Source organism: Actinophytocola sediminis (genome assembly GCF_054779715.1).
Genome location: NZ_BAAGXS010000036.1, coordinates 34,879 through 55,438, shown reverse-complemented (window position 1 = coordinate 55,438; position 20,560 = coordinate 34,879). Strand labels below are relative to the sequence as shown.

Genomic DNA, 20,560 nt, shown 5'->3' with positions numbered 1-20,560 from the left:
GGTGGTCCCTTCGGGTCGCCTACCGGTCGTGGATGGCGTTGTCAGGTAGGCCGGTGAGGACGGCGGCCATGTTGAACTGACTGGTGCTGTTGTCGTCAAGGTAGTAGCTGTGCCAGGCGGATTCGGTCATCGGTCCGTAGGGACCCGCTTCTTCGCTGGCGGAGAGTTGGTTCATGCCGCCCATACCGCTGGGGTCGGGGCCGAACTGGCCCATGTCGGCGACCGGGTCGGAGCGGCCTTCGATGTTGAAGGCGTGCCCGTCGGGTATCTGGAGATTGCCGACGTCGCGGGTGCCGATACCGGGGGAGCCGAAGAACACCGCGTCATCGACGCCGGTGTCCTGCTGGAGGGCGTAGCCGGTGGTGACGGAGCCGTAGGAGTGACCGAGTGCGGTCAGATGCGGGTCGTCCGGCCGGCTGGCGTCGATGCCGTTGAGGAACGGTGCGAGCTTGTCCGCGCCTCGCAACGCGGCATCGGCGCCGGACACCGAGTTGTTGCCAAATGTCTCGTCCCATTGCGGCGCCTGATATCCGATCCAGGTCACGGTGGCTACCGTCTCCGCGCCACGGCCTTCGGCACGCAACAGCCGCTCGCTTCGTTCCTGCAGGTGCTTCATGTCCTGGTCGTAGGTCTTGAGGTCGCCGTCGACGGTGGTGGCGAGGCCGGGGGTGAAGACCGAGACGTGGTCGGCGGTGTCCACGTCGCCGACGGCGATGGCGGCCTCGGCGCGTTCACCGGTCAGGTCCAGGGTCAGCAGTTGGCGGTCGGACTGGCTGATGACCTCTCGGATGCGGTCGAGGGAGGCGAGTTTGGCCTCGACCTGTTCCAGGCCGGCGTCGGCGTTGCTGAACGTGCCGCCGAAGAGGTTGCCATCCAGTTCCGCGCGCAGTTCGGCGGCCTTCTGCTGAAGGGTGGCGTATTCGCGTTCGATGAGACCCCGGTTGGCCGCGTCCCGTACTTCGGCGGGCAGCCCGTTACGGTTGCCAAGCCAGTCCGGGTGTTCGCCGATGAGTTGCCGTCGCTCGGCTTCCGACAGGGTGCTCCACCAGCCGGCATTGTCCGCGGGTGAACCGCCTCGTGGCGGTTCCACCGTGGACAGTCCGCCCTGGTGGTCCCCGGCGGTCGCGGCGGCGGTCAGCGTGGTCGCGTCGCCCGCGCCGATCTCACCTCGGCGCGCGGCGTCGAGGACCCCGGTCAGGTCGTCGTCGATGTCCTTGGCGCGGCGGAGGATCTGGGTCACCCGATCGGCCAGCTCATCCGCGATCCGCTGCCGGTCGCGGGCGATCTCCTCCGCCGACCTCTGGTCGGCGCCCGGCGCAGGCCCTCGGTCGTGCACCGTGCCGGCGTCGTCGATGTCGAAGTTGTGGATGGTCGCCAGTTCCACCGCCTCCACCACGCCGTACCGGAGTCCGTCCACCGCGTCGGCGGCCTCACCCACCGCCCTGCGGACCGCGGCCAGTTGGGCCACCGCGTCCTCCAGGGCCTCACCCATCATCCGCTGTTCCCGGTAGGCGGCCAGTCGAGCCTCGCCGACCCAGTGTCCGGTCCTGCCGGCCTGGTCCAACTCGTCAGCCAGGCCAACGAGCAGATCGCTCCGGTCGACCAGTGCCCGCTCCGCGTCGTGCAACGGCTCGGCGGCCCAGCGCCGGACATCCCCAAAGGACACCACGGTTACCCCCCAGCATGTGTCGGACTTGGTCCGGTTTCGCCTAATGCGCGGGTTTGAACGCCTCGGTGGCCGCCTGCTCGTTGGCGGCGTACTCGTCGGCGGTCGTGGTGAGGCGGTCCGCGTGCCCGGTCGCCCAGGTTCCCCAGTTCCGGCATCTGCGGGTGGTGAAGTGATCCGCCCATTTCGTGATCGCCGGCCCGGACCGGGAGCCGGGCAGCCCGGTCGGCACCGCGGCGACCGCGGAGTTCACCTCAACGGAGCTGGCTTGCTCGCCGGCCGATCGTGCACCATCCGCCGCTGTCCGAATCTCGGCGATCTCGACCTCATAGCCGGCCATCGCTGCCCCCAGCGTCTCTCACAGTAATCGCAATCCCACATTGTGCCACTGTGGTGTTGCCCCGCAGGGGTGATTTGACGACAGGCGTGCCAACTGGGAAAACGTGACTCGAGTTGGGCCGTTTGCGATGCAACGCTGCTCCGAGTGGCTGGTGTGATCTTGGAATGCCACCAAGTAGCGTCGGGACCCGTCAGTAGCTAACTAACTCCCGTCTGTTCGTGCGAAAGTCCCACCCTGCAATCGTCACCGGGACCGCGTGCGTAGAGGGCCAGACGTGGGTCAGGGTGAGTTCGCGTTCCCGCGCGCGTGCTCATCCCGACCTGTCATGCCCTCGATTCGACGCGGATCGACGGCGATGCCGGGGCACTCCTTGAAGGGAATGACCCATGGCACAACAGGTTCACTCCGCGCCCGCCGCTCAGGGCGACCCCCGAGCGCCAACCACCGCCGAGACCTCGTGGTTCTGTTGCGGTGCCGCCTGGGGCCCGTGTGGCTCGGCCGGTGGCGGCGCCTGCGGCAACTGCCGGTCCGACAGCCGGCACTGCGCCTGGCCGAACACCTCCGACAACTGCTTCGCGATCACCAGACCCGACACCTGCGGGGACACCCTGCTGCGCCGGACCTGCGGCCACACCTTCTACGTCAAGCACCTGTGCGGCTCGACGGAGATCGCCGTGACCATCGCCGACTGCGGCCCGCAGACCGACCTGTGGTGCGGGGAGCGCTCCTGCTGCTCTGGCAACTGCGGGACCGACCGGCTGCTCGACCTGACCCCGTCCGCGTACAGCGCGATCGGCAACCTGTCCAGCGGCATCATGCCGGTCACCATTCGGAGCTGATCATGGATTCCTTGGGACGCAGGCGTTTTCTCAGCAACGCGGTGCTCGGCACGACGGCCGCCACGGTCGTCGGCGCGAGCACGATCGGGTCGTTCGCGCCAGAGGCGGCGGCCGACCAGCGGGCCAAGCTCGACGTCGAGGCGGGCGCACCCGACCCGAACTTCGTCGACGGCCGGGTGCTGAGCATCCGGCAGGGCGTACTGCTGGTCACCAGCGCCGACCGCAGCATGCACCGGATCCACCTGACCTCGGCGACCAGCGTGTGGAAGCTGCGCCCGACCACCTCGGACGCGGCCAAGGTCGGCGACGGGCTCTACGCGCGCGGCGTGCGCATGCCCGACGGCACGCTCGCGGCCGACGCCGTCTGGTTGAACATCGTCAACCTGCAGGTCCACATCACGTCGATCGGCCGGAACATGATGCACCTTGACCACCACGGCGACCGCATCGTCGGGCACGTGGTCGCGGGCACCACCGCGGCGGTCTACAACAGCACGCCCGCGGTGAGCGACCTGTCGATGCTGCAGGTGGGCAAGCACGCGCAGGTGATCGGCGCCTGGCGCCCGGACACCAACGAGGTCGACCTGGCCACCGTGTACGCGGCGGCCTGACTTCTCCTCCCGGGCCGCCCGCCGGGCGGCCCGGGACCCGGCGTGATCGGAGGACAGCGTGATCGAGTGGTTGGCGAGCGGGCAGCAGTTCGTCCTTGGCGGCGTGCTGATCTGGGCGAGCACGGTGAAGTTCGGCCGCCAGGCGCCGGCGGCGGCCCGCCGGTCGGCGTTGCGGCGGCTGGTCGGTGAGCGGTACGCCGTACCCGCCTACCGGGCGGTCGGTGTGGTCGAGCTGGGGCTCGGCTCGTTGTTGGTACTGCCGCCGGTGCTGGTGGTCGAGGCCTGGCTCGCGGTCGCGCTGTCGGTCGGCATGGTCGGGTACCTGACGTTCGCGAAGCTCAAGGCGCCGGACGCGGGCTGTGGCTGTCTGGGCGACAAGCAGACGCCGGTGCGCGGGCGGGCGTTCGCCAGGGCCGGGGTGCTGGTGGCCGCGGGGGTGCTCGCCGCGTGGGGCGTCGCGTGGTGGCCGGTCGCGCTGGCCGACTCGCCGCTGGCGTGGCTCGCGGTGGTGGTCGTGGAGGCGGCGGCGGTGGTCGCGCTGTCCCCGGAGCTGGATCACCGCTGGCTGCTGCCGTTGCGCCGGTGGCGGGTGCGGCTGAGCCACCCGTTGGCGCGGGTGCCCAGGACGATTCCGCTGGCGTCGAGCATCCAGCAGCTCCAGCACAGCGACGCCTACCGCTCGGTGGTGGAGAACCTGCGCTCGGACCTGCTCGACTCCTGGGAGGAGGGCGACTGGCGCATCCTCACCTACAGCGCCGACCAGGACGGCGCCAAGGCGACCGCGGTCTTCGCCGTCCCACTGACCGCCCATCGCCCGGCCGACATCAGAGTGGCGCTGGTCCCGGAAACCGACGACGCGCTGGTGTAAGCGCGCCACGAACTGCGATGAAGGCGTCCTTGGTCGCGTTGAAGGACGCCTTCATCGCATTGGACGGAGGGATTAGAGCAGCCAGCTGGCGAACATGGCGGGGGAGGCGGCGATGGCGCTGAAGCGGACGAATCGGCCGATCAGGCCGGCGGACAGGAACATGGACAGGCTCATTCGCACCATGCCCGCGAGCACCGTGGTGGCCATGTAGGGCGGTGCCCCGAGGACCGAGCTGAGACCGTAGGTACCGACCATCCACCGCGGATGCCGGTGGCATTTCTCCCGTAACCGGTCCACCCAGCCGCGGATGACCTTGGTGCGCAGCTGCCATCGAATTCGCCGCGCGGTGATCGGCCGGAGCCGCTCGCGCCTGCGCTGTTGCAGGCGATGCATCCACGCCGGTAACTGCAGCTGGCCGCGGGCGGCGTAGTAGTACACGAGCTTGCCGCCGACCTGGCCGACGGCCACCACCGCGCCGAGCGCGAGCCAGGGAATATGCGGTTCCTGAAGTGCGAGGCCGACCAGGAATATCTCGACGCTGACCAGCGGTAAGAGGGCTGACCCAAAGGCGATACCGAGGGTGATGCACAGCCATGCAACCACCAGTGTTACCCCTAGCGATGTCGAGGATCAGCCGACAGAGTATCTACAACCTATACGTGTCAAAAGTCAGGTCAGTTCGATACGGAGAGTTCCAGTCAACCGAATTTCTCGCAGCGGTCGGCCATCGGCGTCCAACGTACGGACGGTGCCGTCGCGCACCCAGGACGCGCGTTCCAGGAACCCGACCGACGCCTTGTCCGCCTCCGGCACCCAGGCGATCCCCCTGGTCGACCCGGTGTCCAGCATCGCCTGACCGGCCGAGGCGAGCAGTCGCCCGCCGTGTCCCCGGCGGCCCCAGCGGGGTTCCACCAGCATGGTGCTGACCAGCGCGACGGTCGGCGCGTCCTTGGCCGGCGTGCCGGCCGCGTCGGCGGTCTCCTCCTCGGGCGCCGGGCCGGCCGCGCAGAACCCCACCACGTACGCGCCCTCGACCGCGACGAACACCCGCGCGGGCCCGTGCTCGATGGTCTGTCGCCAGGTCAGCGCCGCCTCGGCGGGATCGAGGGCGTCCAGCACCGAGGCGGGCAGCAGGTCGGTGTAGGCCGCCCGCCAGGTCTCCAGCTGGATCCTGGCGATCTCCTCGGCGTCGGTGGGTTCGGCGGGGCGCACGGTGGCTTCGGCCATGGCCGGCAACCTACCCGAGCCCGTTCGGCGGCCGTACGCTTCCGCCGTGCACGTCCCCGGCTACGAGGTCCACGAGGTGATCGGCCGGCGCGGGACCGGGGTGGTCCACCGCGCCCGGCGGCTGGCCGACGACCGTGCGGTGGCGATCCAGGTCGACGACCGGCCGGTCGTCGACCGCGAGCGGTTCGCCGAGGACACCCGGGCCGCCCGGGCGCTGTCGGCCCATCCGTTCGTAGTGGCGGTGCTCGACGCCGGGGTGCTGGCGGACGCGCGGCCGTATGTGGTCATGGAGCCGGGTACCGACTCGCTCGACTCGCCGCTGCCGCCGGACGAGGTGGCCGAGCTCGGGCAGCGGATCGCCGACGTGCTGGTCGCCGCGCACGACCTCGGCCTGGCCCACGGCGGTATCGAGGCGAGCGAGCTGCTGGTCAGGCCGGACGGCGTGGTCGGGCTCGCCGGCTTCGGCCTGGCGTCGGTCCGCGCCGCGGCGACACCGGCAGGCGACGTGCGGGCGCTGACCGCGACCCTGTCCACGCTGCTCGGCGACACGCCGGTGTCGGCGGAGTTCCTGGCGATCCTGCGCCGCGGTTACCCCGACGCGGCCGCTCTGCGCGCGGACCTGAGCCAACTGACCGTCGCCGCCGCGCCCCGGCGCCCGAGCACGGCGCAGGCCCCGCCCGCCACGGCCGACGACGACGAGCCGGGCCGGGGCACCTGGTCTCCGGGGGAGCCGAGTGCGCCCGAGCCGGCGCCGCCGACGCCGGTCAGCCGGGCGGTGGTCAGCCGGGCGATGGTCGTGGTGTTCGTGCTGGTCGTGGTGGTGGCGGTGGTCGTGCTGGGTTGGGTTCTGCTGGCCGGGTAGTAACCGCCGTCAGTTTTGTCGGTGGTTCGTGCGATCGTGACGTGCACCGGGGTGCGGCGGCGCACCTGACCGGCCACCTTGTTCGGAGGAATGTCGATGATCGGGCCCGAGGTAGCGCGGCGGATCGCCCTGGCGGCGCAGGGATTCGCCGACGCTCGCCCAGGTGGCGAGGTGACCAGGCGGCACCTGAGCCGAGTGCTGGAGCGGGTCCGGTTGATCCAGCTCGACTCGGTGAACGTGGCGGTGCGGGCGCACTACATGCCGCTGTTCAGCAGGCTGGGGCCGTATCCGGCGGCGCTGGTCGACGACGCCGCGTGGGTTCATTCGACGCGCCGGCCGAGGATGTTGGTCGAGTACTGGGCGCACGAGGCGAGCCTGCTGCCGGTGGCGGACTGGCCGCTGTTCCGCTGGCGGATGCGCGACTTCGAGCGGCGGCTCGGGCAGCGCTACGCCGACCTGCTGGCCGGCTCGCCCGGGCTGCTGGACGACGTGCTCGCGGCGGTGAAGGACCTCGGCCCGATCGGCGCCGGCCCGCTGGAGCAGGAGCTGGGCCTCGCCGGCAGGCGCGCGGGCGGCGGCTGGTGGAACCGATCGTCGGTCAAGCACGCGTGTGAGTACCTGTTCGCCGTCGGCGAGCTGACCACCGGTGCGCGCCGGGGCTTCCAGCGGCTCTACGACTTACCCGAGCGGGTGCTGCCGCCATCGGTGCTGGCCACCCAGGTGTCCGACGAGGAGGCGTTCCGCGAGCTGACCAGGCGCGCGGCGATCGCCCACGGCATCGCCACCGAGCCCGACCTGCGCGACTACTACCGGATCAAGCCGCCGGAGCGCAGCCGGACCGCGGTCGCCGAGCTGGTCGAGGCGGGGGAGCTGGTGCCGGTCGAGGTGGCCGGGTGGCCGAGCCCGGCCTACCGCCACGTGGACGCGCGGGCGCCCCGGCGGGTGTCCGGGCGGGCGCTGCTGGCCCCGTTCGACCCGCTGATCTGGGAACGGGCGCGCACCGAGCGGATCTTCGGGTTCCACTACCGGATCGAGATCTACGTGCCGGAGCCCAAGCGGGTGTACGGGTACTACGTGTTCCCGTTCCTGCTGGACGGGGAGCTGGTGGCGCGGGTGGACCTGAAGGCCGACCGGGCAGCGGGGGTGCTGCGGGTGCGCGGCGCCTTCGCCGAGCCGTCCGCCGCGGCGACGACCTCCGCGCCGAGAGTGGCCGCCGAACTGGCCGCCGAACTCGCGGTGATGGCGGACTGGCTGGAGCTGGACGGGGTGGTGGCCGAGAACCGCGGCTCACTGGCCCGCGCCCTGCGCGCGGTACTCCGCTGAGCAAATGGCGGCGGGCCGGGCGACACCTCGCCGCCCGGCCCGCCATCCCCCCGGTTGGCCCCCCTCGGCCAGTCGGTGACCGCACTGAAGTAATGCAGCGAAGGGCTCCTTCGCTGCGGCTGGCGCAGCGAAGGAGCCCTTCACTGCATGAGACGCCTTCATCGCATGTGGGCGCCGCGGTCCGCACCGCGCGTGGGCGTCAGTCGATGGCGGTGGTGACCAGGGCCGCGCCGGAGCCGGAGCGGCCGCGGATCTTGAGGGGTGGCGCGGATTCGGGTGGGGTCGTGGACAGTCGGAGGTCGCTGCGGACCTCGCCGGAGCCGGACGACAGGTCGATCTCGGCCCGGTTGCCCTCCCGCACGCCGATCCGGATCGCGCCGGAACCGGTGTGCAGTTCGAGCTGGCCGGCCGCCGCGTTGGCGATGGTGACGTGCCCGCTGCCGGTGCGCACCAGCGCGTCGTCGTCGACCGTGCCGAGCCAGACGTCGCCGCTGCCGGTGATCACCGTGCTCGCGCCGCCGACCGCCGAGACCTCGACGTCGCCGCTGCCGGTCTTGACCCGCACGCCGGCCGCCATCGCGCCAAGGCGCACCACGCCGGAGCCGGTGTCGACCTTCGCCGGCGCGGCGGCCTGGTCGGAGCTGATCCGCCCCGAGCCGGTGTTCAGCTCCAGCCGCCCGGCCGCACCGGTGACCGTGAGGTCGCCGGAGCCGGTCTTGGCCGCCACCTGGCTGCCAAGCGGCGCCTGCACCGACACCGCGACCGCGACGTTGCGCAGGTGCATGTCCTTTGGCGCGCGCACGACCAGCCGGCCGCCGCTGAGGTCGACCCTCGTCTGGCGCACCGCCTCGGCCGGCAGGCTGCCCTCGGCCGGGTCGAGGTTGCCGAACTGGTAGCCGATCCAGTTCATCAGGTTCGACACCCCCTGGGCGAACGGCGTGCCCCCGTGCGGCTCGTGCCGCACCTCGACGTGCACCCCCGGGCTGTCGACCAGCCGTACCTCGATGCGGCCCGGCCCGGTGGCGAGATCGAGCTCGACCGGACCGTCGACCTCGAAACTCTGCTGGCGGACCAGCTCTTCTGAGCCCTCGGTGTCCTGCGTGTCAGTCATCGGTTTCCTCAGCCCTCGTACCAGCCGTGCACCCGCGACGACGAGTCGTCGCCCCGGCCCTCGTTCGGCCACTCACCCCAGCGCGCGCCCCACTCGCGGCCCCGGTTCTTGCCCTTGCCGTGCAGCGCGCCCTGGACCGCCTGCTGGACGAAGGTGTTCAGCGAGACGCCCTGGGAGGCCGCTGCCTGCTCGGCCTTGCTCTTGAGCTGCTCGAACAGCCGCAGCGTCATCCGGCTCATGTCGCCGCTCATGTCGCCGTCGTTGGGCGGGGGCGGCGCCTGCTCCTGCTCGCGCGGGCGCTCCCGGTTCGACCGGGTGCCGGTGACCACGACCTGCACGTCCCGGCCGTCGAGCCGCACGTCGATGACGTGGTCGTCGAGCGAGGCGGTGACCTCAGCGGCCAGGTCGGACAGCGCGTTCATGATGGCCAGGCGGGCGGCGGGTTCCAGCGCGGCGGCCAGCACCGCGGCCGCGCGCCGGGTGTTCTCGTCGCCGGCGGAGGCAGCCGTGGTCAGGTCCTCCCGCAATGAGGCGACGTACGGTGTGAGATCCATGATGCCACTATGACGTCATAGGTGACATCAGTCAAGGAACGGGTGACATTACGGTGCTGTCACCGGGATCCGGTTTAGGCTGCGAACCATGACGGAGACCGTGTCGCCCAAGGTGCAGTTGATCGCCAAGACGGAGTTCTTCCCACCGGCCGACGTGCCATGGTCGACCGACGCGGACGGCGGCGAGGCGCTCGCCGAGTTCGCCGGTCGGGCCTGCTACCAGTCATGGAAGAAGCCGAACCCGGCGACCGCGACCAACGCCGGGTACCTGCGGCACATCCTCGAGGTCGGGCACCTGTCGGTGCTCGAACACGGCTCGGTGAGCTTCTACATCACCGGCATCTCCCGCTCGCTGACCCACGAGCTGATCCGCCACCGGCACTTCTCCTACTCCCAGCTCTCCCAGCGCTACGTCCCCGAGCGGGACGCCGCCATGGTGGAGCCGGCGGCCATCGCGGGCGACCCGGAGCTGCACGCCAGGTTCCTCGCCGCCACCGAGGCCAGCGTCGCCGCCTACACCGAGCTGCTCGCCGGGCTCGAACAGCGCTTCGCCGACGTGCCGAACGCCACGCTGCGCCGCAAGCAGGCCCGTCAGGCCGCGCGCGCCGTGCTGCCCAACGCCACCGAGACCCGCATCGTGGTCACCGGCAACTACCGGGCGTGGCGGCACTTCGTCGCCATGCGCGCCAGCGAGCACGCCGACGTCGAGATCCGCGAGCTGGCCGTCGAGTGCCTGCGCGAGCTGCAGAAGGCCGCCGCGAACGTGTTCGACGACTTCGTCATCTCCGCGCTGCCCGACGGCACCGAGGTCGCGTCCAGCCCGTTCGTCACCGAGGGCTGAGCTGGTGAAGCGGCTGGTCATCGAGGTCGGCGACGGCGACTACACGGTGTCGCGGCTGCCGGCGGGCACGACACCGCCGGCCGGCCTGTTCACCGCCGGCGGCGCGACCGTGGTGTCGGTGGTCAGCGCCCAGGACGGGGTGACCGTGGTCTGCCCGACCAGCCTGACTCCCGAGGCCGAGGCCAGGGAGGACGGCTGGCGCCTGCTGTCGGTGCGCGGGCCGCTGGACTTCGCGCTGACCGGGATCATGGCCGCGTTGGCCGGCGAGCTGGCCGCGGCCGGGGTCAGCCTGTTCGCGGTGTCCACCTACGACACCGACCACGTACTGGTGAAAGCCGCCGACCTGGACCGCGCCCTCGCCGCCCTACGCGCCGCCGGCCACGAAGTCCCCATGCCCTGAATGAGGCATTGGCGACGTTCAACGTCCCGAATGGGGCATTCAGGGCAGTTGGCCTGGGTGTACTAGAACTCGGCTCGGACGCCGAGGAGGCGGACCGGGCGGTCGTCGGTGAACAGGGCGAGCACGGCGAGGGCGGCCCTGGTCAGCTCGTCGGCGTCGCTGGTCGGGGCCGGCAGGGTGCTGCTGCGGGTGTGGGTGAAGAACGGCGCGAACCGCACCTTCACCGCCACCCGCGCCGCCGGCCTGCCCTCGGCCGCCACGTCCAGCGCCACCCGCCGGGCGAGGTCGACGACCGCCGCGCTGATCTCGGCGGGCGTGGTCAGGTCCTGCTGGAAGGTGGTCTCCCGGCTGCGGGAGCGCGGGACGTACGGGGTGGCCGAGACCTCGGTGCCGCCCGCGCCCAGCGCCAGCGTCCGGTACCAGGGGCCCATGGCCGGCCCGAGCCGCGCGGCGAGCACCTCGGGGTCGGCCACCGCCAGCTCGCGGACCGTGTGGAAGCCGAGCCCGGCCAGCTTGGCCGCGGTCTTCGCGCCGATGCCCCACAGCGCTCTTGTCGGCAGCTCACCCATCACCTCGGCCCAGTTTTCCCTGGTCAGCCGGTAGATTCCGGCCGGCTTGGCGAACCCGGTGGCGAGCTTGGCGCGCAGCTTGTTGTCGCCGACGCCGACCGAGCAGTGCAGCCGGGTCCGGTCGAGCACGGCCCGCTGGATGTCGCCCGCGACCGCCTCCGGGTCCTCGGTGCGCACGCCGAGGAACGCCTCGTCCCAGCCGAGCACCTCGACCACCGCGTCGAACTCCCGCAGCGTGGCCATCACCTCGGCCGAGGCGGCGTCGTAGGCGGGCGGGTCGTGCGGCAGGAAGACCGCCGCCGGGCACTTGCGCGCGGCCAGCCGCAACGGCATGCCGGAGTGCACGCCGAACTCCCGCGCCTGGTAGGAGGCGGTGGCCACGACCGCCCGCTGGGTCGGGTCGCCGGTGCCGCCGACGACCACCGGCCGGTCCCGCAGCTCCGGTCGCCGCAGCACCTCGACCGCCGCGATGAACTGGTCGAGATCCACGTGCAGAATCCACGCCGCCATCCCGCCAGTGTCGCGCGCAGTAGCATCCTGCGGGTGACCCAGCAGCCCGAACAGGTGACGTACCAGCGCGTGATCGCCGGTCGGTACGCGGTACTCCAGGAGATCGGCCGCGGCGGCATGGGCATCGTCTGGCTCGCCGAGGACCGGATGATCGGCCGGCAGGTCGCCATCAAGGAGCTGCACCTGCCCGCCGGGGTGCCGCCCGAGGAGCGGCTGGTCCTGGAGGAGCGGGTGCTGCGCGAGGCGCGGGCGGCCGGCAGGCTCAACGACCCGGCCGTGGTCACCGTGTACGACGTGCTGCAGGAGGCCGGCAACACGTTCATCGTGATGGAGCTGATCAAGGCGCCGACCCTGTCCGCGATCGTCGCCCAGCAGGGGCCGCTGCCCCAGGACGCGGTCGCCCGGCTGGCCGAGCAGCTGATGTCCGCGCTGGAGGCCGCGCACGCCGCGGGCATCGTGCACCGGGACGTCAAACCCTCCAACATCATGGTGTCGGCCAACGGGCGGGTGAAGCTGACCGACTTCGGCATCGCGCAGTCCACCGACGACCCTCGGCTGACCACCAGCGGCGTGCTCGTCGGCTCGCCGAGCTACATCGCGCCCGAGCGGATCCGCGGCGGCGAGGCCGACCCCGGCTCGGACTTGTGGGCGCTGGCCGCGGTGCTCTACTTCGCGGTCGAGGGGCACTCGCCGTTCGAGCGGTCGTCCACCGCGGCGACCATGCACGCCATCCTCAACGAGGTGCCCTACCTGACCCGCTCGCAGGGGCCGCTGGCGTCGGTGATCATGGGCTTGCTGAACACCGTGCCCGAGGCGCGGCTGTCCGTCGACCAGGTCCGCGGCCTGCTCGCGCACGCGAACGCGACCCCGCCCGCGGGCACCAGGGCGATGGGACCGGGCGTCACCTACGCCGCGCCGGCCCTGCTCGGCCACCCGCCGGCGCGGGGCGGCCGCAAGTGGGTGCTCGTCGGGCTGGTCGGCATGTTGCTCGCCGGGCTGGCCGGCGGCTGGTTCACCGCGCAGGCGATCAACGCCGAGGCGGTCGACCCGGCCAAGGGCCCGACCATGACCTACGGCCGCGGTGGCCAGATCGAGGAGTTCGCGATCGACGACGAGGAGTGCTCGGCCGCGGAGCTGGCGGCCGGCAAGCGCTTCCCGTCCAGCAGCCGGACCGACTGCGCCGAGCCGCACGAGTTCGAGGTGGTGGAGGTGGACGTGTTCGACACCAGCGACCTCGACTACCTCGGCGAGGACGTGCTGACCCGCTACGCCGAGGCGACCTGCGCGATGGTGTTCGCCAGCGACCTGGTGGCCAACCGGGACAAGGCGGTGGAGCTGCGCTACTCGACGCTGCTGCCGTCCAGCAAGTCGTGGGACGACGCGGCCAACGACGACTCCACCGACGGCGGCGACCGGGCGATCAAGTGCGTGCTCACCAGCCAGAACGGCGGCCAGCTCGAGCAGACCCAGCTCCTCCAGCAGGAGTGACCGCCTGGCCATGGCTAGGCTCGGTACATGGCGGTTTCCACCGATGAGCGTGCCGCGCTCTGCGATCTGTTCACCACGCTCGGCCCGGACGAGCCGACCCTGTGCACCGGCTGGCGCACCCGCGACCTCGCGGCCCACCTCGTGCTCCGGGAGCGCAGGCTGGACGCGGCGCCCGGCATCCTGTTCTCGGCGCTGGCCGGGCGCACCAAGCGGATCCAGGACGGCATCGCCCGCCGGCCGTGGGCCGAGCTCGTCACGCTGGTGCGCACCGGACCACCGGCGCTGTCGCCGACCCGGATCCCGCTGCTGGACAAGCTGGTCAACTCCGTCGAGCTGTACGTGCACCACGAGGACGTCCGGCGCGCGCAGCCGGACTGGGAGCCCCGCCCCGCCGACCGCGCCCGCGACGCCGCCACCTGGGCCGGGGTCGCCAGGGCGGGGAAGATGACGCTGCGGCGCAGCCCGGTCGGGGTGGTGCTGCGCCGGCCGGACGGCGTCGAGGCGGTCGCGCGGCGCGGCCCGAACACCGTGGTCGTCAGCGGCGAGCCGGGGGAGCTGCTGCTGTGGGCGTTCGGCCGTGACCAGGTGCGGCTGACCTTCGACGGCGAGCAGGCCGCGCTCGCCACGCTGCGTGAGCTCAACCGGAGTCTGTGACCGCCCGTCCACGATTGACTGGAACCTGAGATCCTGCTGCCTGGTCGGAGACACATGGGCAGGAGGAGGTCGAGGTGACCGAAGAGCTCGAGAACACCGTGCGGCAGGAGCAGCCGGTCGGCCAACGACTGGTCGCCGGCCGTTACGCGCTGCTCCAGGAGATCGGCCGCGGCGGCATGGGGGTCGTCTGGCTGGCCGAGGACCGGATGATCGGCCGGCGGGTGGCGGTCAAGGAGGTGCACCTGCCAGCCGGGGTCCCGCCGGCGGAGCGGCAGGTGCTCGAGGAGCGGGTGCTGCGCGAGGCGCGGGCGGCCGGCAGGCTCAACGACCCGGCCGTGGTCACGGTGTACGACGTGGTGCAGGAGGCCGGCAACACGTTCATCGTGATGGAGTTGCTCGAGGCCGCCACGCTGACCGACGTGGTGTCCCGGCAGGGGCCGCTGTCCCAGGACGCGGTGGCCCGGTTGGCCGAGCAGCTGTTGTCCGCGCTGGAGGCCGCGCACGCGGCGGGCATCGTGCACCGCGATGTCAAGCCGTCGAACATCATGGTGTTGGCCAACGGGCGGGTGAAGCTGACCGACTTCGGCATCGCGCAGTCCACCGACGACCCCAAGCTGACCACCAGCGGCGTGCTGATCGGCTCGCCGAGCTTCATGCCGCCGGAGCGGATCAAGGGCGCGGAGGCCAAGGCCGCCTCGGACCTGTGGGCGCTGGGCGCGGTGCTGTTCTTCGCGGTCGAGGGGCATTCGCCGTTCGAGCGCTCGTCCACCGCGGCGACCATGCACGCGATCGTCAGCGAGGTGCCGTACCTGACCCGGTCGCAGGGGCCGCTGGCGTCGGTGATCATGGGGCTGCTGAACACCGTGCCCGAGGCGCGGCTGTCGGTCGAGCAGGTCCGCGGCCTGCTCGCCCAGGCCACCTTCACCCCGCCAGGGGGGATCACCGGCCAGGCCACCCAGCTCCACGCCGCGCCCGCCGGGTCGACCAGACACCTCGCCGGCCCGGTCCGGGGCCCGCGCCGGGGGCCGCTCATCGGCATGGCGGCCGGGCTGGCGGTGGCCATGTTCGCCGCCGGGTTCCTGACCGACCGGGCCTTCGGCGGCCCGGCGGAGACCGAGCGGCCGGCGGCGATGGACGCGACCGTCACCTACGGCGATGACGACGCGACGCTGCCGGAGTTCACCTGGAACGAATCCCCGGAGGGCGGCTGCCTGAACGGCCGGATCGAGCAGGGGCGGCGGATCTCGGGCAACGTCGAGTGCACCGAGCCGCACGACCTGCAGGTCTACCAACAGGGCTGGTCGATGAGCGTGCCCGACGAGTCCGACGACTACCCCGACCCGAGCTACCCCGGTGTGGACGTCCTCGCCCGCTACACCGAGCGGTACTGCACGATGGTGTTCGACTCCGAGTGGGTGGTCGGGTCCGACGCCGACAAGCAGAAACTGCGCTATCAGGCGGTCGTGCCGTCGAGAAAGGCATGGGGGGAGGAATACCGGTCGACCTACTGTGTGCTGCGCGACGCGCAGGACAAACAGCTGACCGAGGACTACATCGCGTCGAAGTGATAAGCAATTGGCTTCCGGGGTAGCGTCTAGGGCCATGAACATGTGTCCGACCGCGAAACCGGGTAGGCCGTTCGGCCAGGTGCTCACCGCGATGGTCAGCCCCTTCGATCCCGACGGCAAGCTCGATCTGGACGCGGCCGGGCGAATCGCCAATCACCTGGTTGACCTGGGCAACGACGGCCTGGTGGTCAACGGGACCACCGGTGAGTCGCCGACCACCAGCGACGGCGAGAAGGCCGACCTGGTGCGCGCGGTGACCGACGCGGTTGGCGACCGGGCCACGATCGTGGCCGCGGTCGGCACCTACAACACCGAGCACTCCGTGCAGCTGGCCCGCGAGGCCGAGCAGGCGGGCGCGCACGGGCTGCTGGTGGTCACCCCGTACTACTCGCGGCCCCCGCAGGCTGGGCTACTCGCGCACTTCACCGCGGTCGCCGACGCCACCGAGCTGCCGAACATGCTCTACGACATCCCGCCGCGCTCGGTCATCCCGATCGAGGTCGACACCCTGCGCAGGCTGGCCGAGCATCCGCGGATCCGGGGCGTGAAGGACGCCAAGGGCGACCTGTTCGCCGGCAGCGAGGTCATCGCGAGCACCGACCTGGCCTACTACTCCGGCGACGACGCGCTGAACCTGCCGTGGCTGTCGATCGGCGGGGTCGGGTTCGTCAGCGTCATCGGGCACGTGGTGGCCGGCAGACTGCGGCGCATGCTGGAGACCTACGAGAACGGTGACGTGAGCACCGCGCGCACCGTGCACCGTGGCCTGCTGCCGGTGCTGCGGGCCCAGGGCAGGGTCGGCGGGGTGCTGTTCGCGAAGGCCGCGCTGCGCGCCCGCGGGTACGACGTCGGCGAACCCAGACTGCCGCTACCCCCGACGACCGACGAGCAGAACGCGCTGATCGCCAGCGACCTGGCCGACGCGGGCGTGCCGCTGACCGAGGTGCCGCCGTCCAACGTGGACGCCGCGCGGGTGGCGCGGGCCGATGCCGCGGCCGCCTACGTCGCCACCACCACCCACACCAGCGCCGGGCAGGTGCATCAGTGACGGCCGGACAGTTGGCGCAGCCAGGCCCGTTGGTCGAGGGTGGCCTGCGGATCGTGGCGCTCGGCGGGATCGGCGAGATCGGCCGCAACATGACCGTGTTCGAGTACGGCGGACGGTTACTGATCGTCGACTGCGGGGTGCTGTTCCCCGAGGACCAGCAGCCGGGCGTGGACCTGATCCTGCCGGACTTCCGGGCCATCGAGCCCCGGCTGGACGACATCGACGCGATCGTGCTGACCCATGGGCACGAGGATCACATCGGCGCGGTGCCCTTCCTGCTGCGCCAACGACCCGACCTGCCGGTCGTCGGCTCCCGCTTCACCCTCGCGCTGGTGGCCGCGAAGTGCCGCGAGCACCGGCTGACGCCCAAACTGGTCGAGGTGGTCGAGGGCGGCCGGGCGGTCTACGGCGACTTCGACTGTGAGTTCTTCGCGGTCAACCACTCGATCCCGGACGCGCTGGCGGTCGCCATCCGCACGCCGGCCGGGCTGGTGCTGCACACCGGCGACATCAAGCTGGACCAGCTGCCGCTGGACGGCAGGCTGACCGACATCGCGGGCTTCTCCCGCCTCGGCGACGAGGGGGTCGACCTGTTCCTGGTCGACTCCACCAACGCCGAGGTGCCCGGCTTCGTGATGTCCGAGCGGGAGATCGGCCCGGTGCTGGACAGCGTGATCACCCGCGCCGACCAGCGGGTGATCGTCGCCTGCTTCGCCAGCCACGTGCACCGGGTGCAGCAGGTGCTCGACGTGGCCCAGGCGCACGGGCGCCGGGTCGCGCTGGTCGGGCGGTCGATGGTGCGCAACATGGGCATCGCCACCGATCTGGGCCTGCTGCGGGTGCCCGACGGCCTGGTCGTCGACCTGGACGAGGCGATGGCGCTGCCCGAGGGGCAGGTGCTGTTCGTGTCGACCGGCTCGCAGGGCGAGCCGCTCTCGGCGCTGTCGCGGATGGCGCGCGGCGAGCACCGCCAGATCGGCATCCGTCCCGGCGACACCGTCGTGCTCGCCAGCTCGCTGATCCCCGGCAACGAGACCGCGGTGTTCGGCGTGGTCAACGGGCTGGTGCGGCTCGGGGCGTCGGTGGTGCACCAGGGCAACGCGCGGGTGCACGTGTCCGGGCACGCGTCGGCGGGGGAGTTGTTGTTCCTGTACAACGCGGTGCGGCCGTCGAACGTGATGCCGGTGCACGGCGAGTGGCGTCACCTGCGGGCGAACGCGGCGCTGGCGGTGGCCACCGGGGTGCCGGCGGAGAACGTCGTGCTGGCCGAGGACGGCGTGATGGTGGACCTGATCGACGGCCGGGCGCGGATCAGCGGCCGGGTCGAGGTCGGCCATGTCTATGTCGACGGCCTGTCGGTCGGCGACGTCGGCGAGTCGACCCTGTCGGACCGGTTGATCCTCGGCGAGGGCGGCTTCATCGCGATCACCGTCGCGGTCGACTCCACGACCGGCCGGGCGCTTGGCCCGCCGACGATCTCCGGGCGCGGGTTCTCCGACGACCCCAAGGCGCTCGACCAGGCCTTGGCGCTGGTGGAGATGGAGCTGTCGCACACCGAGAGCGAGGGCATCACCGACACCCACCGGATCGCGCAGTCGGTGCGCCGGGTGGTCGGCCGCTGGGTCGCCGACACCTACCGCCGACGCCCGATGATCGTGCCGACCGTCATCCCGGTCTAGCCCGATGCCCTGAATGGGTCATTGGCGACGTTCACCGTCCTGAATGGGGCATTCAGGGCGGTTGACCCTGGGGAGCCAGCGCAGCGCGAGGACGCCGAGGGCCAGGTGCAGGAGGCTGGCCACGACGGCGGCCACGTGCAGGCCGGTGACGAACGCGGCCTTCGCCTGGTCGATGGTCTCGGCGGCCAGGCCAGGGAGCTGGCGGGTCTCGTGCAGGGTGGGCGCCAGGTCAGGACCATGGAGCCGGAAGATCACCGCGGCGAGTGAGCCGAACACCGCGATCCCGAGCGCGGTGCCGATCTCGTTGCCGGTCTCGGAGATCGCGGCGGCCGAGCCGGCGCGTTCGGTCGGCACGGCGCCGACGGCGGTGTCCGCGACGACGGCGAAGGAGATGCCGTAGCCGACGCCGGCGATGACCGTGGACGCGACGTACCAGCCGACACCGCCGTCGATCGTCGCCGGCAGCAGCAGGAGCAGTCCGGCCGCGATGGCGAGGTGGCAGCTGATCAGGATGGCTCGCCGGCCGACCCGGTCGGCCACCATCGGCACCACCACGCAGGTGGCGGTCAGCACGATGGCCCCGGGCAGCGCGAGGAACGCGGTCCGCAGGACGGAGAGGTCGAGCACGGACTGCAGATAGCTGCCGGCCAGGTAGGCGGTCGCCGACCACGCGGCCAGCGGCAGCAGCGCGCTGATGATCGCGACGGTGAAGACCCGGTCGCGGAACAGCGAGAAGTCCACCAGCGGGTGGGCCAGGCCGCGCTGTCGCCGGGCGAACCACCCGAGCAACGCCAGCCCGGTGAGGCCGGTGAGCAGGGCGACGGCCGAGAGTCCGTCGGTCGCCGCGTGCTTGAGGCCGTAGACGGTGAGCAGCAGACCCACCGAGGAGCTCACCACGCTGAGCACGTCCACGCGGCCGGGCCGGGTCGCGCGCACCTCACTGAGCAGCACCGGCGCGACGACCAGGAACCCGGCGATCACGGGCAGGTTGACCAGGAAGACCGACCCCCACCAGAACTGTTCCAGCAGGACGCCGCCGACCACCGGGCCGATCGCGAAGCCGAACGCGTAGGCCGCGGCGAAGATGCCGATGGCCCGCGCCCGGCGTCGCGGGTCCGCGAACAGCTCGCTCAGCACCGCCAGCGCGGAGGGCAGCAGGGTCGCGCCGGCCACCCCCATGAGTGCGCGCGCGGCGATGAGCAACTCGGGGGTGGGCGCGAAAGCGGCCGCCGCGGACCCGATGCCGAAGACCACCGCACCGACCATGAGCAGCCGAAGCCGGCCGTACCGGTCACCGACGCTGCCGAAGGTGATGAGCAGGGACCCGACGGCGAAGCCGTAGCTGTCCAGGATCCACAGCGCCTGGTCCGCGGTCGGCGTGAGCGCCTGGCTGATCCGAGGCATGGCCAGGAACAGGATCGACCCGTCCATCGACACCAGCAGGACGGGCCCGAGCAGCGCCAGCAGCCCCAGCCAGGAACGGCGGGTGGCGGTCGTCGGGTGCGATGTGGACATGGCGTCCACGCTTGGCGACGGTCAGCACAACAGCCATCCCCGTGCCGTGGGTACACCCAGCAGGTGCACCCACGGCGCCACCGCGCCGCCTACGCTCGAGGTCGTGGAGACCCTCGGCGCGTTCCTGAGGAGTCGTCGTGCTCGGATCACGCCGGCCGAGATCGGGCTGCGTTCCTACGGGACCGCGCGCCGGGTCCCCGGCCTGCGCCGCGAGGAGCTCGCCCAGCTCGCGGGGGTGAGCGCCGGCTACTACACGCGCCTGGAGCAGGGACAGGCCGAATCCGCCTCCGCGCAGGTGCTCGGCGCCATCGCCAGAGTGTTGCGGCTCACCGAGATCGAGGCGACCCACCTGCGCAACCTCGCGCGACCGCCCGCCGACCCCGGGCTGTCCGAACCACCCCAGGAGATCCCGCACGCCCGTGTCCTGGCCCTGCTGGAGTCGCTCGACGAGATCACCCCGGCGATCGTCCTCGGCCGCCGGGGAGACGTGCTGGCGTGGAACCGCACCGGCCACGCGCTGTTCGCCGGACACCTCGCCTTCGACGCGCCGGGGGACCGGGAGCGGCGGCCGTCGATGCCCCGGATGTTCTTCCTCGACCCCCTGGTCCGCGACCTGTACCGCAACTGGGACGAGCTCGCGCGCAGCCACGTCGCCTACCTCCGGCTCACCGCGGGCCGGTTCCCGACCGACGCGCGCCTGGCCGAGCTGATCGGGGAGCTGGCCATGCGCAGCGACGAGTTCGCCACCATGTGGGCCACCGGCACCGTCGCCGAGTGCACCGTCGGCGACATGCACCTGCGCCACCCCACCGTCGGCGCGGCGAGCGTCACCTACCAGGTCTGGCACCAGCCGGACAGCCTCGACCACCGGCTGGAGATCTACACCC

The 20,560-nt window shown here is 71.8% G+C and carries 20 protein-coding genes and 1 pseudogene; 13 read left to right on the top strand and 8 right to left on the bottom strand.

What is annotated here, in order from left to right; genetic code table 11:
- Positions 1-19: 19 nt before the first annotated feature.
- Both ACYVIP_RS23375 and ACYVIP_RS23370 read right to left on the bottom strand, forming a co-directional pair.
- A complete protein-coding gene (locus ACYVIP_RS23375; RefSeq protein WP_460399791.1) occupies positions 20-1,666 on the bottom strand; it encodes an alpha/beta hydrolase in 1,647 nt (548 codons plus the stop codon).
- Between the two features lie 43 nt (positions 1,667-1,709).
- On the bottom strand, positions 1,710-2,006 hold the full coding sequence (locus tag ACYVIP_RS23370; protein WP_460399789.1) for a hypothetical protein: 297 nt from the start codon (positions 2,004-2,006) through the stop codon (positions 1,710-1,712).
- A 386-nt stretch (positions 2,007-2,392) separates the two neighbouring features.
- Between ACYVIP_RS23370 and ACYVIP_RS23365 the strand changes: the two genes are divergently transcribed.
- From ACYVIP_RS23365 to ACYVIP_RS23355, 3 genes are read left to right on the top strand one after another with little or no spacing between them, the layout of a single operon-like run.
- The gene (locus ACYVIP_RS23365) at positions 2,393-2,845 is read left to right on the top strand and encodes a hypothetical protein (RefSeq protein WP_460399787.1); all 453 of its coding nucleotides are present in this window, start codon (positions 2,393-2,395) and stop codon (positions 2,843-2,845) included.
- A gap of 2 nt (positions 2,846-2,847) precedes the next feature.
- On the top strand, positions 2,848-3,456 hold the full coding sequence (locus tag ACYVIP_RS23360; RefSeq protein WP_460399785.1) for a cell wall protein: 609 nt from the start codon (positions 2,848-2,850) through the stop codon (positions 3,454-3,456).
- A 58-nt stretch (positions 3,457-3,514) separates the two neighbouring features.
- A complete protein-coding gene (locus ACYVIP_RS23355) occupies positions 3,515-4,324 on the top strand; it encodes a MauE/DoxX family redox-associated membrane protein (RefSeq protein ID WP_460399783.1) in 810 nt (269 codons plus the stop codon).
- A 72-nt stretch (positions 4,325-4,396) separates the two neighbouring features.
- On the opposite strand, the gene ACYVIP_RS23350 is transcribed toward ACYVIP_RS23355, so the two are convergent.
- A complete protein-coding gene (locus ACYVIP_RS23350; RefSeq protein WP_460399781.1) occupies positions 4,397-4,927 on the bottom strand; it encodes a hypothetical protein in 531 nt (176 codons plus the stop codon).
- Positions 4,928-4,993: 66 nt separating this feature from the next.
- On the bottom strand, positions 4,994-5,551 hold the full coding sequence (locus ACYVIP_RS23345) for a GNAT family N-acetyltransferase (RefSeq protein ID WP_460399779.1): 558 nt from the start codon (positions 5,549-5,551) through the stop codon (positions 4,994-4,996).
- 46 nt (positions 5,552-5,597) lie between these two features.
- On the opposite strand from ACYVIP_RS23345, the gene ACYVIP_RS23340 reads away from it, so the two are divergent.
- Positions 5,598-6,413 carry a protein kinase family protein gene (locus ACYVIP_RS23340; protein ID WP_460399777.1) on the top strand — a complete coding sequence of 272 codons (816 nt, stop codon included), beginning with the start codon at positions 5,598-5,600 and terminating at the stop codon, positions 6,411-6,413.
- Positions 6,414-6,503: 90 nt separating this feature from the next.
- Positions 6,504-7,736, top strand: a complete 1,233-nt coding sequence (locus ACYVIP_RS23335; RefSeq protein ID WP_460399775.1) for a winged helix-turn-helix domain-containing protein — start codon at positions 6,504-6,506, stop codon at positions 7,734-7,736.
- A gap of 199 nt (positions 7,737-7,935) precedes the next feature.
- On the opposite strand, the gene ACYVIP_RS23330 is transcribed toward ACYVIP_RS23335, so the two are convergent.
- The gene (locus ACYVIP_RS23330) at positions 7,936-8,847 is read right to left on the bottom strand and encodes a DUF4097 family beta strand repeat-containing protein (protein ID WP_460399773.1); all 912 of its coding nucleotides are present in this window, start codon (positions 8,845-8,847) and stop codon (positions 7,936-7,938) included.
- Positions 8,848-8,855: 8 nt separating this feature from the next.
- Complete coding sequence (locus tag ACYVIP_RS23325) at positions 8,856-9,401, bottom strand: toxin-antitoxin system HicB family antitoxin (protein WP_460399771.1); 546 nt, start codon at positions 9,399-9,401, stop codon at positions 8,856-8,858.
- An 88-nt stretch (positions 9,402-9,489) separates the two neighbouring features.
- Between ACYVIP_RS23325 and thyX the strand changes: the two genes are divergently transcribed.
- Together thyX and ACYVIP_RS23315 are read left to right on the top strand one after the other, a co-directional pair.
- Positions 9,490-10,242, top strand: a complete 753-nt coding sequence (gene thyX / locus ACYVIP_RS23320) for an FAD-dependent thymidylate synthase (RefSeq protein WP_460399769.1) — start codon at positions 9,490-9,492, stop codon at positions 10,240-10,242.
- A gap of 4 nt (positions 10,243-10,246) precedes the next feature.
- Positions 10,247-10,642, top strand: a complete 396-nt coding sequence (locus ACYVIP_RS23315; protein ID WP_460399767.1) for an ACT domain-containing protein — start codon at positions 10,247-10,249, stop codon at positions 10,640-10,642.
- A gap of 62 nt (positions 10,643-10,704) precedes the next feature.
- Here ACYVIP_RS23315 and ACYVIP_RS23310 read toward each other — a convergent pair whose 3' ends face one another.
- The gene (locus tag ACYVIP_RS23310) at positions 10,705-11,721 is read right to left on the bottom strand and encodes a DNA polymerase IV (protein ID WP_460399765.1); all 1,017 of its coding nucleotides are present in this window, start codon (positions 11,719-11,721) and stop codon (positions 10,705-10,707) included.
- 33 nt (positions 11,722-11,754) lie between these two features.
- Here ACYVIP_RS23310 and ACYVIP_RS23305 point away from each other — a divergent pair, with 33 nt between their 5' ends.
- The 5 genes from ACYVIP_RS23305 to ACYVIP_RS23285 all read left to right on the top strand — a co-directional run bounded on the left by ACYVIP_RS23305 (position 11,755) and on the right by ACYVIP_RS23285 (position 18,158).
- Positions 11,755-13,209, top strand: coding sequence for a serine/threonine-protein kinase (locus ACYVIP_RS23305; RefSeq protein ID WP_460399763.1), 1,455 nt, complete (start codon positions 11,755-11,757; stop codon positions 13,207-13,209).
- A gap of 27 nt (positions 13,210-13,236) precedes the next feature.
- Positions 13,237-13,863 carry a TIGR03085 family metal-binding protein gene (locus ACYVIP_RS23300; protein ID WP_460399761.1) on the top strand — a complete coding sequence of 209 codons (627 nt, stop codon included), beginning with the start codon at positions 13,237-13,239 and terminating at the stop codon, positions 13,861-13,863.
- A gap of 74 nt (positions 13,864-13,937) precedes the next feature.
- Positions 13,938-15,431 (top strand): serine/threonine-protein kinase, encoded by a 1,494-nt coding sequence (locus ACYVIP_RS23295; RefSeq protein WP_460399759.1) that lies wholly within the window; start codon positions 13,938-13,940, stop codon positions 15,429-15,431.
- A gap of 34 nt (positions 15,432-15,465) precedes the next feature.
- Positions 15,466-16,479, top strand: a complete 1,014-nt coding sequence (dapA, locus tag ACYVIP_RS23290) for a 4-hydroxy-tetrahydrodipicolinate synthase (protein WP_460399757.1) — start codon at positions 15,466-15,468, stop codon at positions 16,477-16,479.
- A complete protein-coding gene (locus ACYVIP_RS23285) occupies positions 16,476-18,158 on the top strand; it encodes a ribonuclease J (protein ID WP_460399754.1) in 1,683 nt (560 codons plus the stop codon). Before dapA ends, ACYVIP_RS23285 begins: the two co-directional genes overlap by 4 nt.
- A gap of 18 nt (positions 18,159-18,176) precedes the next feature.
- Here ACYVIP_RS23285 and ACYVIP_RS23280 read toward each other — a convergent pair whose 3' ends face one another.
- Entirely contained in the window at positions 18,177-19,673 is a 1,497-nt protein-coding gene (locus tag ACYVIP_RS23280) for an MFS transporter (RefSeq protein ID WP_460399752.1), read from the bottom strand.
- Between ACYVIP_RS23280 and ACYVIP_RS23275 the strand changes: the two are divergent.
- Positions 19,561-20,538: pseudogene (locus ACYVIP_RS23275) on the top strand (helix-turn-helix domain-containing protein); the annotation flags it as partial. The gene ACYVIP_RS23280 and the pseudogene ACYVIP_RS23275 sit on opposite strands and share 113 nt — an antisense overlap.
- Positions 20,539-20,560 lie beyond the last annotated feature (22 nt).